The following is a 13,383-nucleotide window of genomic DNA, read 5'->3' on the forward strand; positions in this document are numbered from 1 at the left end:
AAATGAGAATGTATAGGTTCTTACAAAAGATAATGATTATCATTGTCTTTTATAATGACATAAGATGATAAAAAAAGAAAGTGGAAAGTCTCAAATTTAAAATTCATAGAAAAAAGAATGCCCCAGCATGGAGTGGAGACATTCTTTTTATCCATTGATTTAATTTCGAATCAAGTAATCAAATGCACCTAATGATGAAATTCGCTCTTGAGCCGATTGTAATAATGCTTTGATCCCCTTTTATTGTGTTAGAAGTTATCTGGATCATATAGTTGAGGTTCATAAGACATTTGCTCTAATTCATTTAAGGATACATGGAACATAATAGAGGAAGGTTTTAAAATGAAGGACTAATCGCTTATTTTAATTTTTGTAGACAAAAAGTCCGAAAAGGTCAACTTAACCTTTTCGGACTTTTTAGTAAGAGCATTTAATTAATTTCGAATCAAGTAATCAAATGCACCTAATGATGCATTCGCACCTGAGCCCATTGAAATAATGATTTGATTATAAGGGTTATCTGTACAATCACCAGCAGCGAACAAGCCCGGTACGGTTGTGCCATTATGCTTATCGATGACAATTTCACCAATACGGTTTCGTTCCACTTCAGAGCCTAACCACTCAGTGTTAGGAACTAGGCCGATTTGAACAAATACACCTTGCAATTCGATATGCTTCACTTCTTCTGTATCACGTTCAATATAGGAGATCCCATTGACATTGTCTGTACCAGTAATCTCTTTTGTTTGAACGTTCTTTAGAACTGTTACGTTCGGAAGGCTGTATAGACGCTTTTGTAGAACCTCGTCTGCTTTCAGCTCGGGCATAAACTCAAGCACTGTCACATGCTTCACGATACCAGCTAGGTCAATCGCTGCTTCAATACCAGAGTTACCACCACCAATAACGGCAACATCTTTCCCTTCGAATAAAGGTCCATCACAATGTGGGCAATATGCGACACCCTTGTTCTTGAACTCTTGTTCCCCAGGAACACCGACGTTACGCCAACGAGCACCTGTTGAAATGATGACAGTCTTACTCTTAAGGGTAGCACCATTTTCAAGCTCAAGCTCGAATAAGTCGTTCTTTTCTAGCTTGCTTGCCCGTTGTAGGTTCATAATGTCAATGTCATACTCTTTCACGTGCTCTTCAAGGCTCGCAGCAAGCTTAGGGCCTTCTGTTTTCTTCACGCTAATGAAATTCTCAATGCTCATCGTATCAAGGACTTGTCCACCGAAGCGCTCTGCTACAATTCCTGTACGAATGCCTTTACGTGCTGCGTAAATAGCAGCACTTGCGCCAGCAGGACCCCCACCAACAACAAGAACATCAAATGGCTCCTTGTTAGAAAGCTCAGCTGCATCGACTCCAGATCCCATTTTTGCAAGGATCTCTTCAAGGGTCATACGACCGCCACCGAAGAATTCACCTTCTAGATAAATCGAAGGAACCGACATGACGTTTTTGCTCTCAACTTCATCCTTGAACGCAGCACCGTCAATCATTGTGTGCGTAATATTTGAGTTAAGAACACTCATCATATTCAAAGCTTGGACAACATCTGGGCAGTTATGGCAGCTTAGGCTGACATACGTTTCAAAGTTGTACTCACCTTCGATTTTTTTAATTTGATCAATAACACTTTGGTCAACCTTTGGAGGTCTTCCGCCTACCTGTAAGAGTGCAAGCACTAGCGAAGTGAACTCATGTCCTAACGGGATACCAGCAAACGTTACGCCTGTATCTTCTCCAACACGGTTGACACTGAAGCTTGGTGTTCGCTTTAATTCCGTCTTTGAGACGCTAATTTTCGATGACATGTCAGCTAGCTCTTCTACGAATGCAAGCATTTCCTTTGATATGTCATCAGATCCTGCACTTACCTTAAGGAGGATATCACCTTCTAATAGTTGAAGGTATTGATCTAACTGTTGCTTAATTTCTGCTTCAAGTACCATTTAATATTCTCCCTTAAATCTTTCCTACTAGGTCAAGGCTTGGCTTAAGTGTTTCAGAGCCTTCTTCCCATTTCGCTGGGCAAACTTCACCAGGGTTATTACGCACATATTGTGCAGCTTTGATTTTATTAACAAGAATACTTGCGTCACGACCGATACCACCAGCGTTGATTTCAACTGCTTGAATCACACCATCTGGGTCAATAATGAATGTACCACGATCTGCAAGACCTGCTTCTTCATCTAGGACCTCGAAGTTACGAGAGATCTTTTGAGAAGGATCCCCAATCATGGTGTAAGTAATTTTGCCAATGGCTTCTGAGCTATCATGCCAAGCTTTATGTGTAAAGTGCGTATCTGTTGATACAGAGTATACTTCTACACCAAGATCTTTTAATGCTGCATATTCGTTTTGAAGATCCTCAAGCTCAGTTGGGCATACGAAAGTGAAATCTGCAGGATAGAAGCAGAAAATACTCCATTGTCCTTTTAAATCCTCGTTTGTGACATCAATAAAGTCACCATTTTTGTAAGCTTTTGCATTGAAAGGTTGTACTTCAGTTCCGATTAAAGACATGTTAACATCTTCCTCCTAATGAATAATGATTGAAAGAATTACTAACTAAACGATTTGTTTAGTAATAATAATTCTAATTATGAACAGTTTAACAAATAGTATAGGTTCTTTGTCAAGTAATAACCTATTAGATTCATGTTAGGGCAGACCGTATGACATAATCATGTTCATAAAACGATTTAAAGAATGCAGTTAAAGGGAGTGCGTTATGAAGGATGTAACAACTTGCGCAAGTGAGAAATGCCTTACCTGTAGCTATATACTTTTGTGACAGTCATTAGTGTTCTACAAATCATGACACGTTATACGTCAATTTTATAAATGTGACGATAATGTGTCAACTGATCAATGGTTTATCTGAAGCGTTTGCATTAAAGGGGGAATCACGTAGTAAGTGATCATGAAAAGAGAGATGTTCCATTCGTGTAATGGGAGCATCTCTTTTTCTCATTGAATACATGATAAATGATAATTTTATTTGGCTATAGCCGATAATTCAACCTTAACATTTCCAGCTATAGCGCGTGAGTAAGGACATACCTGGTGAGCGGATGAAACTAATTCTTCTGCTTCCTCTTGCGAAACACCGTCGATTCCACTTTTAAGGAAGAGGAGATCGTGCAGTTGAAGCGAATTTTGCAAAAATTTCTTAGTTAGTTGCAACACAACTTGGAAATCGATGATAAAAAGAATGATCGTTTGTCAATTAACATCTGTGACTATGGTACTCTTCGCTTAATGTATAGTTCACTCTTCCCACTAGATGGGTCGTTTCTTCTCGAACTAGTTGAAGGTATTCGATAAATTCTTCTCTATTATCCTCTGGGCTTTCAAATTGTCCTAATTGGCCCCACATCATTTGGACGGCGGACATGTTATCGTACAACTGAATGTCGAGTAAAGACTGCGGACCAGGAATTAGGGTAGTTGGTGAACCTACTTTTTTGAATTCTTCTAACAAGATTGGGAGTGCTTCATGGTCATATAGCTCATGATTTGCAATGGTATCAAGCTCATTTAAAACTGGTGCAATTAAATAGACGATTTGAATCATGGCGCGCTCTAAATTTGTCGCATCGTCCCAAGTACGATATTCATTAGGATCTGTTCCTAAAAGCTGCGCGGGAGGGTTATTAATAAAGAAGTGATAGGCTTCTTCTATTAATTCTTCCTCAAGCTTGTAAGCCTCTGCCGCTAATATGTCGATCATCGTATCACTATAATTCGTAATATGAATCACATTCTCGTCGTAACTACTAATGATGCTTCTGATGGGGTTGTCGTCTAGTTGAAAATAGATTCGGCCATCTTCAGCGATAAATTCGTCAACGATTTCAAATTCAGTATGAACGTAAGGAATATTTCCTTCATGATTAAAATAGATTGAATATAAAAGAGCTATTCATGATTTTACCTCTCTGTGAATAAGGTTAGTTAAAAACAGAGGGTGATATGAATGCTAAGCTGGCTCCCTTTATCATTTATGATTGTCGAGAAAACAATTGGAGAAAATCAGTCGATATTCTATCCGCAGGCTATGGCGATGACTGATCACTTGTGGCAACAATCGATGAATGAACGAATTGCCCATGAAGCTGAAAGGATGAAACAGCAGCAGGTAGGTGATACACCTTCAACCGTTGTCGAGATGATCGGTCGATTTGAATTGAAAAACAATCAACGTGAGGTACTTAGCCTATCCCTGTCAAATTACACGTATCATGAAAAAGCTGCACATGGTATGACACTGATGCAATCATTGACGTTTGACCTTGAGAGCAAGCAATTATGTCAGCTACACGATTTATTTAAGCCAGGGAGTAACTATGTTGATAGGCTATCAGAATTGATTGCTCTGCAAATAAAGGAGCGGGATATCCCTCTTCTTGATGGATTTTCTGGCATTCAGCCGGATCAAGACTTTTACATGGCTGATAAGTCGTTAGTCATTTATTTCCAATTGTATGAAATTAGCCCTTATGTAGTGGGATTTCCGATGTTTCCGATTTCTGTATTTGATCTACAAGATATCATCAATGAACAGGGCGCACTTGGCAGAATGGCTGTTAATCAATGATCTGAATAAGAGGCTGTTCCAAAGGGCACTGAAAACGTTTGGTTTTTAACTTTTTAGTACCCTTGGTTCAATGTTCTAGTTGAAGAAGGAACAACCTCTTGAACCGTTTATAGCTATCTAATAAAAGATTCAATCTCTTCATAGAGATCTTCTGCCGTTTCAAAGCCTGTTAACGTTAATATGTCTTCATCATAATCATCGACGATAGTTGGATCGGCTCCATAATCGAGCAAGAGTAAAGTCGTTTCATAGTCTTCGAGTTCCATTGCAAAATAAAGAGGTGTTGTCCCCATAGCCATTAAATTAGGATTAGCGTCATTCTCCAATAATAATTCTGTCATTTCTAAGTATTCATATTGAATGGAGTAGACGAGTGGAGAGACATCATAATCATTAAGCATATTGACATCAGCGCCATACTCAATTAATTTTCTAACGGCGATTTCGTTTTCGTAAAAAATGGCTGTTTGTAATGGGCGGTCTGGGCTGCTTTGCGAATTAGGGTCAGCACCGGCATCAAGTAGTATATAGAACGCTGTTGGTGAGTCGAATTGGATGGCGTACTGTAAAGCTGTATACCCAAAGTCATCCGTCTCTTCCAAATCGGCTCCATCGTTTATAAGCGTCTCTAATAATTTATAATCACTCATTAGAATAGGATCGAATAAGTCAGTTCGATCGTATTCGTACTCTTCTTCAGAAGTCTCCTCATATTGTTCATCCTCTTCGACCGTCGATATAGCTGGTTGTGAAGAAGTTCCAGGATCACGATCAACCTCTACTCCTTCATCAACTGAACTAGATAATTGGTCTCCGTATACAAAGGAAGATACGGTTAAGCCAATTGGAATGAGCATGAGAATGAGCGCGTAAATCCCAAAGCAAATCGCTAGCCCAGAAATAATTGGCCCATTTCGCTGTTCATACACATAGCCGTCTGTTGTCCCTGAGAACAAGGCGATGGACTGAATTCTTTTAGGTGTTAATGGATGGCTTGAGAAGATTTCACTAAGCCATACGGCAACATGGGACTCCGTCTCAATCTGTTGACGGTAAGCAACGGTATTGACATCTTTGAAGAGGATTTTCCCGACACCAAGTATCGTTAGAGCACGTTTAGCCGCTTCAGGATTTTGAATGATGTAAGTCGCTTCACGATCACATGTGTACTCACACGCACGACTATAGGCTTGAGACAAAATAGGGATGAGTCTAGCAGGTGTGACCAGGATGCTTTTCCGGACGTGATGATGCTTAATATGGGCTAGCTCATGAGCAATGATAAAGTCTAGCTCCTCTTCATTCTGTTGACGTGCTAATTCAAAGGCTTCAGAATATATAACAACCATGTCATTGCCCCAAAAGCGTGTAGCAAATGCGTTTAAGATCCCCATGGATTCAATGACAAACATATCTGGTACTCTCTTAATATTCATTTCTTGACAGTAATGTACAAGCTTTTGATGAATGTCTGGAAATTGGGATTCGGTTATTTTTACCCCATTTCCTTTAATGAAGCCTAAAGATATAAAGTTATAAAAAGTAAGTAAAAAGAAAATAGCGAGTAAAATAGCGACTCCAAGCAATTGTGTCAGAATAAGGATGAACAAATACACAATCATGCTAAAGATGATACTTAAAATGAAATAAATCGTTTCCTTTTCAGATTTTATTTCGGTCTGATTCAACATGTCCACTCCATTCAAATATTTCATTGTTATGAAACTTTTACCAGTCACTATTTTACAGAGAGAATAATCATACGTATATAGTGCGACCTTACTTAATAAATGGTTGAATAAGTAAAAATCAGTTTCTGTCTGCTTGAGGACGGGAATAAAGTAGGAAGAATGAATGTGATAAAAGATGGGTACCGCCTAGAAAGAAGAAATCAACTTTTTCAATCATCTCCGTAGACTGTGCATGGCGTTTTGGACGTGATAAACTAAATGGAAGTATAAACTCGGAGGAAAAGGATGCGAATTTTTCGAATTCTAAATAATAATGCGATCGTTGTCATCGATGGTTCGCGTGAGAAGATCGTGATGGGAAAAGGCATTGCCTTTCAGAAAAAGAATAATGATATTGTCCCAAATCATAAAATTGAAAAAGTTTTCGTTCTACATGAGCAGTCGTCAGAAAAATTCCAGGAGCTATTAAAGACGTTACCAGAGGCTCATATTGAGCTTGCCGAACGGATTATTAGCTATGCAGAGGGGCATTTACAAGCACCGTTAAATGATCATATTCATATTGCTTTAACAGATCATTTATCATTTGCCTTAGAAAGGATCGAGCAAGGCTTTGCGATTCAAAATAAACTAACAAATGAAATAAAATTTCTATATAAAAAAGAATTTGAAATTGGACTATGGGCAAAGGAGGAAATTAAACGACAGTTACAAGTTGATATCCCACTTGATGAGGTTGCCCATATTGCACTGCACATTCATACAGCTAAGATGGATAGTCCGTCGATGAATGAATCATTACAAACGGCTACGATTTTACGTGATTTTGTTGAACAGGTACAACAAGTAGCAGGAGTAACAATCGAAGAAACAAGTATTAATTATCAGCGCCTCATTACTCATTTGCGCTTTGCATTAAATCGTATACAAAAGGGAAGTGAGATTGAACCTATAGATGAAGAAATGCTCGCTTTAATTCAGAAAAAATATGAAAAGTCTTATTTTTATTCAAGTGAGGTCATCAAATACTTAAATCAAGAGTATGAACTGAATTTTCCACCAGCAGAGGTTGCTTACATTGCTTTGCATATTCAAAGGCTCATTCGGAGTGACTCTTAACGAGGTGGTTGACGTCGCTTTTATTCTATTGTAGAATAGTTTTCAATTATCCAAACTTCATATTGGGGATTGTGACTGGTGATGCAGGCAAGACCTAGAATACGTAAGTGACAGAGTGGCTTACAGAATTTACGCTACTCGTCTGTCCTTTTTATGTATTTTAGGTCTTGTCTTTTTTTGTTTGGATTAAAAATCTAGTGTAAAAAGAGAATAATAGGGGGAGTGATCGTATGAATTATAATGAAGTTGCTAAGCAGCTTGTTTCGCTTTTAGGAGGGAAGGAAAATGTCGTAAGTGCGACACACTGTGCAACACGTCTTCGTTTAGTAATTGAGGATGAGAGTCAAATTGATACGGAGGCGATTGAAGAGTTAGAAGGAGTGAAAGGGGCTTTTTCAAGCTCTGGCCAATTTCAAATTATTTTTGGAACTGGGACGGTTAACAAAGTATTTACACACTTTGCTCCTCTTGTTGATGTCAATATAGGCGAAGATGAAGAGAAGCCTATCTCACACGGTGATGCAGCGAAAAAGAAAATGAATCCACTCGCTAGATTTGCTAGAACGCTTTCTAATATTTTCGTGCCAATCATCCCTGCGATTGTCGCAGCTGGGATGCTAATGGGTTTGCTCGGTTTAATGGAGACCTATAATTGGGTAGACACTGAGAGTGGTCTGTTTGTGTTGCTTGATATGTTTTCATCGGCATCGTTTATTATTTTACCGATATTAATTGGATATAGTGCAGCGAAGGAGTTTGGAGGGAATACGTATTTAGGTGCGGTCATTGGTGGAATTATGATACATCCTGAATTACTAAATCCGTGGGGGCTTTCAGATGCACAGCCTGCTACTTTAGACTTTTTTGGTTTTGGTGTGGAGATGCTTGGTTATCAAGGGACAGTTATTCCAGTACTATTAACCGTTTATGTGATGGCAAAGATTGAAAAAGGTCTTCGTAAGGTGATTCCCAATGTTGTGGATTTGCTGTTAACGCCTTTTTTAACGGTTATCTTTACTGGGTTTGTAGCGATGCTCGTCATTGGTCCGTTAGGAAGAGCGCTTGGTAATGGAATCACTGCTTTTCTTGATTTTGTATATGGAACAGCGGGGCCGATTGCCGGGTTCATTTTCGGTGGTTTGTATTCAACTATTGTCTTAACGGGGGTTCACCATAGCTTTCATGCGATTGAAGCCGAATTACTCGTTAATATTGGTGGAAACTATTTATTACCGATCTGGGCAATGGCTAATATTGCTCAAGGGGGAGCGACATTAGCCGTCTTCTTCAAAACAAAGGTGAAGAAAACGAAGGAGATTGCTTTGCCAGCGTCGGTGTCAGCCTTTCTCGGTATTACGGAGCCGGCCATTTTTGGAGTTAATTTAAAATACCGTCGACCATTTATTGGAGCAGCAATCGGTGGAGCTCTTGGTGGAGCGTATGTCGTCTTTACACAAGTGATGGCAAATGGGATCGGGATTACAGGAGTTCCGTTGTTTGCGATCGTTCAAGATCCATTAAACTATGCGATTGCCTTTTTAATCGCCCTATCGGCAGCGTTTATTGCTACACTATTGTTAGGATGGGATGAAGAGAAAAAGTAAGATTATTTTCATCAAATGATAGGAGGATGCATAGATGAGAAAAGGAATTATATCACTTGGAGAAGCATTAATTGATTTTATTCCGCTGGATCAGACAAATATGACGTATCAAAAGAGTCCTGGGGGTGCACCGGCAAATGTGGCTGTTGGCGTAGCTCGTCTAGGGGTTCGCTCGTCTTTTGTTGGGAAGGTTGGTGATGATGTGTTAGGGCGCTTTTTACAAGAAACGCTAGAGCAGTTTGGTGTACATACACATCAGTTAACATTCTCAAAGGAAGTGCGTACAGGAGCCGTTTTTGTAACAAATGCTGAGGATGGTGAGCGTCATTTTGATTTTTATATTAATCCGAGCGCTGATCGATTCCTTTCTGTTGCAGATTTGATAGAGGGGGATTTTGCTACGCATAAGCTACTTCACTTTGGTTCCATTTCGCTGATTGGGAGTCCGGCGAAGGAAGCGACGAAACGGGCAGTTGAGCTTGCGCGAGAAAAAGGAATGATCGTTTCCTATGACCCAAATCTGCGCTTAGCGTTATGGGAATCTGAGGAGCATGCTCGGACGGCGATTCAATCTATGCTCTCGCAAGCAGATGTGCTCAAACTATCTGAGGAGGAGTTAGCATTTATAACCGGTGAAACGGATATCGAACAAGGGCTTAACGGCTTAAAAGAATATGATATTCCGCTTATATTCATTACGTTAGGGGCAGACGGGAGCTATGTTTGTACGAGTGATGGAATTAAGCATGTACCAGCTATGAGTGTGAAAGCAATGGATACGACTGGTGCAGGGGATGCATTTGTATCAGGAATTTTGTATCAGCTTCATGAATATGAAGGAAGCTTGAAATCGCTATCTGTCGATCAGGTGGTTGAAATGGCAAATTTCGCTACGGTATCTGGAGGTTTAGCTGCATCGACGAAAGGGGCGATGACTGCATTACCAACATTAAGAGAAGTAGAAAAACGGTTAAGTAGGTGAGGAGATGACGAGCGATCAACAGCTACGTGCAAAAGTGACGGAGGAATTGGCTAAGCATAAGAGTATGGTGGAGCAAGATTCGTATCGTCTTCACTATCACCTTATGCCACCGGTCGGTTTGTTGAATGATCCTAATGGGTTTATTCAATGGAAAGGTACCTATCATTTATTTTATCAGTGGATGCCTTTTAAAACGGGTCATGGAGCTAAATTTTGGGGTCATTTTACATCAAAGGATTTAGTAAATTGGCAGCATGAAGAGGTGGCTCTTACACCAGCAGAATGGTTTGAAAAAAATGGCTGTTACTCAGGAAGTGCGATTGAGCATGAAGGGGAGCTGTACTTATTTTATACAGGGAATGTAAAGAATGAGAATGATGAACGAGAATCGTATCAATGCTTAGCGACTTCGCGTGATGGCATCCATTTTGAAAAGAATGGCCCTGTCATTACACTTCCTGACGGCTTTACAGCGCATTTTCGTGATCCGAAGGTTTGGCAACAGGACGATCGTTATTTTATGGTTATTGGAGCTCAAACAGAGGCACTAAAAGGGGCGATTGTCCTTTTTCAATCAGATGATTTAACAGATTGGAAATGGGTTCGAACGCTTACAGGAGGGGACTCAGGGAAATTAACGGATTTCGGCTATATGTTTGAATGTCCCGATTTGTTCCACCTTGATGGGAAGGACGTTCTCGTCTTTTCCCCCCAAGGCTTAAAGCCGGATGGTATGAAGTATCAAAATGTCTATCAAGCAGGTTATACAGTTGGAGCGTTTGATCCAAAAGCAGGAAAGTATGAGCATAATAAGTTTATTGAGCTTGATCGTGGCTTCGATTTCTATGCTCCACAAACAACTACCGATGATCAAGGAAGGCGGCTATTGTTTGCTTGGATGAGTGTCCCTGATCAAGATGAGCAGATGCATCCAACGATTAAGCATAAATGGCTCCATACGATGACGCTTCCGCGCGAGCTACAGCTCAAGGGAGATAAGCTCTATCAAGTTCCAGTTAAAGAGCTTGAGAATCTTCGAAAGGGTGATGCTGTTGTGGAGGAAGTGGTACTCGACAATCATGTCAAGCAAGTTGAGAGAGCGTATGGACAAGCGTTTGAGCTGTTAGTAGAGAAGGTGGAGCTCGATGAGGGTTGGTTTGAGCTGACGATTCGTCATGCTGCGCGGATCATTTATTCGAGCGAGCAACGAGTATTGACGCTTGAACGTAAAAGCTATGTTGATGGGGTAATAGAGAAGCGTCAATGTCAGCTAGAGCATGTACGTAATTTGCGCCTATTTGTAGATACCTCGTCCATTGAATTATTTATGAATGATGGTGCGGAAGTCTTTACAACTCGTTTCTACCCGACAAAAGAAAGTGAACAGGTAACTTTTGCTACATCTGAGGAATGCCGATTTAAGGTGAAGAACTGGACATTAGCAAAAGTGACTTAATGGTGTGGTTGTTTAGTAAGGAGAAGCCTTATTAAGCAACCTTTTCTTGTTTTTGACTAGAAGAATGGTTTGGCTATTGCTGAATTAGCAAATACCGAATTACTGCATGCTGAAGAAAGCTGCTAAGTTTAAAAATGACTAAGTAAGTCTTCCTTAATGCTCCATTTGACAACATATCTATCTATGTTACTATGAACACAGTCACACAATGAACATGTTCATAAAATGAATGCGTTCAAATAAATGATAAAAATACTGGAGGTATGTGAACTGCATGAGTTATTCAAAGGTAGAAAAGTCAATATTTATCCCGTCTTTATTATTAATTGTCATTGCTACAGTACTACTAGTTGTTTTTCGTGAATCAGCTGGGCCAATGCTTGAGGGGATGCTCACAGCTATTACATTTCGTTTAGATTGGGCATTTGAATTTTTAACAATTGGGTTATTTCTTATTTTAATATGGTTAATGGTCGGACGTTATAGTCGAGTGAAGCTCGGAGGCGTTGACGACAAGCCAGAGTTTTCTAGGTTCAGTTGGGGAGGCATGTTGTTTTCGGCTAGTATGGGAACAAGTATTATGTTTTGGTCGATTGTTGAGCCGCTTTATTATTATACGTGGCCACCATTTGGAATCGAAGCAGAGTCGAATGCAGCAGCGGAATATGCTGTTAGTTATGGGCTGTTTCATTGGGGGATTTCTGCATGGGCGCTCTATGCGTTACCAGCGGTCGTTATGGCGTATAGCTTCTATGTCATTAAAAATCCATCATTGAAAATTAGTGCTGCCTGCCGAGGTGTGCTTGGAAAACACGCAGATGGTTTTCTTGGGAAATCCATTGATGTACTCGTTATTTGGAGTATGATTGGAGGTCTTGGTACGTCATTAGGGTTAGGTGTGCCGATGATTTCTGCCGTTTTAGCTAATTTATTCGGTTTAGAGCCGTCAGTAGGCTTAAATATTATTATTATTGTTGTTTGGACAATTATCTTCAGTTCAAGTGCGTATTTTGGTCTCTATAAAGGCATTCGTCGATTAAGTGATTGGAACATTTATATGGCACTTGGACTAGCGATTTTTGTCATTATTGTAGGACCAACATTATTTATTTTATCGTATTTTACGAATAGCTTAGGTATTATGCTTGATCATTTCTGGATGATGAGTCTGTACACAGATCCGATTAATCAAAGTGGGTTCCCACAAGCATGGACGGTTTTCTATTGGGCTTGGTTTGCTGCGACAGCACCGTTTATCGGAATCTTTGTTGCTCGTATTTCAAAAGGACGTTCGATTCGTGAACTCGTATTTAACGTGTTACTTTGGGGTTCAGTTGGTAGCTGGGTCTATTTCGGAGTCTTTGGTGGCTATGCGATGGATCTTCAATTATCAGATAAAGTGAATCTTGTTGGTATTCAAGCAGAATCCGGTGATCCAGCTGTCATTGTAGCTGTGCTAAATTCATTGCCGTTACCAGTATTGGTTTCGATTCTGTTCGTTATTCTTGGCTTTATTTTCTTAGCGACATCCCTTGATTCAGCTAGTTATGTTATCGCAAGTGTGGCAACCAAAGAGCTAGGACCAGAAACACAGCCTGCTCGTTGGCATCGATTAATGTGGGGAATTCTCCTTTCAGCATTGGCGATAAGCTTAACGATGACAGGAGGATTGAATGTCGTTCAAACGACATCTGTACTCGTTGCTGTTCCTGTATTAATCATGTATATTCTTATTTCTGTCTCACTAGTGAAATGGTTGAAGCAGAACGAAGACAAGCACGTGTATGTGAAAAAATAAAGATAAGGGTGTCTCTAAAGGTTTATGAAAACTTGAAGGACACCCTTTTTAAAAGATAAGAAAGTATAAAATGATTAGAAGTACTGTGGGGAAATCAAGAAGACGGAAGCAGACT

The 13,383-nt window shown here is 39.9% G+C and carries 10 protein-coding genes; 6 read left to right on the forward strand and 4 right to left on the reverse strand.

What is annotated here, in order from left to right; translation table 11 throughout:
- Positions 1-434: 434 nt before the first annotated feature.
- The 3 genes from ahpF to ACERJO_RS06850 form a co-directional block, all read right to left on the reverse strand.
- The gene (gene ahpF / locus ACERJO_RS06840) at positions 435-1,964 is read right to left on the reverse strand and encodes an alkyl hydroperoxide reductase subunit F (RefSeq protein ID WP_247101592.1); all 1,530 of its coding nucleotides are present in this window, start codon (positions 1,962-1,964) and stop codon (positions 435-437) included.
- 13 nt (positions 1,965-1,977) lie between these two features.
- Positions 1,978-2,541 carry an alkyl hydroperoxide reductase subunit C gene (gene ahpC / locus ACERJO_RS06845; protein WP_373647017.1) on the reverse strand — a complete coding sequence of 188 codons (564 nt, stop codon included), beginning with the start codon at positions 2,539-2,541 and terminating at the stop codon, positions 1,978-1,980.
- 706 nt (positions 2,542-3,247) lie between these two features.
- Entirely contained in the window at positions 3,248-3,781 is a 534-nt protein-coding gene (locus ACERJO_RS06850) for a hypothetical protein (RefSeq protein ID WP_373647018.1), read from the reverse strand.
- A gap of 330 nt (positions 3,782-4,111) precedes the next feature.
- On the opposite strand from ACERJO_RS06850, the gene ACERJO_RS06855 reads away from it, so the two are divergent.
- Positions 4,112-4,618, forward strand: coding sequence for a DUF3298 and DUF4163 domain-containing protein (locus ACERJO_RS06855; protein ID WP_373647097.1), 507 nt, complete (start codon positions 4,112-4,114; stop codon positions 4,616-4,618).
- Between the two features lie 113 nt (positions 4,619-4,731).
- On the opposite strand, the gene ACERJO_RS06860 is transcribed toward ACERJO_RS06855, so the two are convergent.
- Positions 4,732-6,306: a M48 family metallopeptidase gene (locus tag ACERJO_RS06860; protein WP_373647019.1), complete on the reverse strand. Its 1,575-nt coding sequence runs from the start codon at positions 6,304-6,306 to the stop codon at positions 4,732-4,734.
- Positions 6,307-6,594: 288 nt separating this feature from the next.
- Between ACERJO_RS06860 and ACERJO_RS06865 the strand changes: the two genes are divergently transcribed.
- The 5 genes from ACERJO_RS06865 (at position 6,595) to ACERJO_RS06885 (ending at position 13,268) form a co-directional block, all read left to right on the forward strand.
- Positions 6,595-7,428, forward strand: coding sequence for a PRD domain-containing protein (locus tag ACERJO_RS06865; protein WP_373647020.1), 834 nt, complete (start codon positions 6,595-6,597; stop codon positions 7,426-7,428).
- A gap of 230 nt (positions 7,429-7,658) precedes the next feature.
- Positions 7,659-9,032 carry a sucrose-specific PTS transporter subunit IIBC gene (locus tag ACERJO_RS06870; RefSeq protein ID WP_373647021.1) on the forward strand — a complete coding sequence of 458 codons (1,374 nt, stop codon included), beginning with the start codon at positions 7,659-7,661 and terminating at the stop codon, positions 9,030-9,032.
- A 34-nt stretch (positions 9,033-9,066) separates the two neighbouring features.
- Positions 9,067-10,014 (forward strand): aminoimidazole riboside kinase, encoded by a 948-nt coding sequence (locus tag ACERJO_RS06875; protein ID WP_373647022.1) that lies wholly within the window; start codon positions 9,067-9,069, stop codon positions 10,012-10,014.
- Positions 10,015-10,018: 4 nt separating this feature from the next.
- A complete protein-coding gene (locus tag ACERJO_RS06880; RefSeq protein ID WP_373647023.1) occupies positions 10,019-11,470 on the forward strand; it encodes a glycoside hydrolase family 32 protein in 1,452 nt (483 codons plus the stop codon).
- 274 nt (positions 11,471-11,744) lie between these two features.
- The gene (locus tag ACERJO_RS06885) at positions 11,745-13,268 is read left to right on the forward strand and encodes a BCCT family transporter (protein WP_373647024.1); all 1,524 of its coding nucleotides are present in this window, start codon (positions 11,745-11,747) and stop codon (positions 13,266-13,268) included.
- Positions 13,269-13,383: the final 115 nt, after the last annotated feature.

Origin of the sequence: Halalkalibacter sp. AB-rgal2 (genome assembly GCF_041821005.1) — a bacterium.
Classification (GTDB): Bacteria; Bacillota; Bacilli; order Bacillales; family Bacillaceae_D; genus Halalkalibacter.

Excerpts from the sequence above, each read along its gene's own strand:
- ACERJO_RS06880 (WP_373647023.1), top strand. The coding sequence starts at position 10,019 with ATGACGAGCGATCAACAGCTACGTGCAAAAGTGACGGAGGAATTGGCT.
- ACERJO_RS06875 (WP_373647022.1), top strand. The coding sequence starts at position 9,067 with ATGAGAAAAGGAATTATATCACTTGGAGAAGCATTAATTGATTTTATT.
- ahpC (WP_373647017.1), bottom strand. The coding sequence starts at position 2,541 with ATGTCTTTAATCGGAACTGAAGTACAACCTTTCAATGCAAAAGCTTAC.
- ahpF (WP_247101592.1), bottom strand. The coding sequence starts at position 1,964 with ATGGTACTTGAAGCAGAAATTAAGCAACAGTTAGATCAATACCTTCAA.
- ACERJO_RS06855 (WP_373647097.1), top strand. The coding sequence starts at position 4,112 with ATGAATGAACGAATTGCCCATGAAGCTGAAAGGATGAAACAGCAGCAG.
- ACERJO_RS06885 (WP_373647024.1), top strand. The coding sequence starts at position 11,745 with ATGAGTTATTCAAAGGTAGAAAAGTCAATATTTATCCCGTCTTTATTA.
- ACERJO_RS06870 (WP_373647021.1), top strand. The coding sequence starts at position 7,659 with ATGAATTATAATGAAGTTGCTAAGCAGCTTGTTTCGCTTTTAGGAGGG.
- ACERJO_RS06865 (WP_373647020.1), top strand. The coding sequence starts at position 6,595 with ATGCGAATTTTTCGAATTCTAAATAATAATGCGATCGTTGTCATCGAT.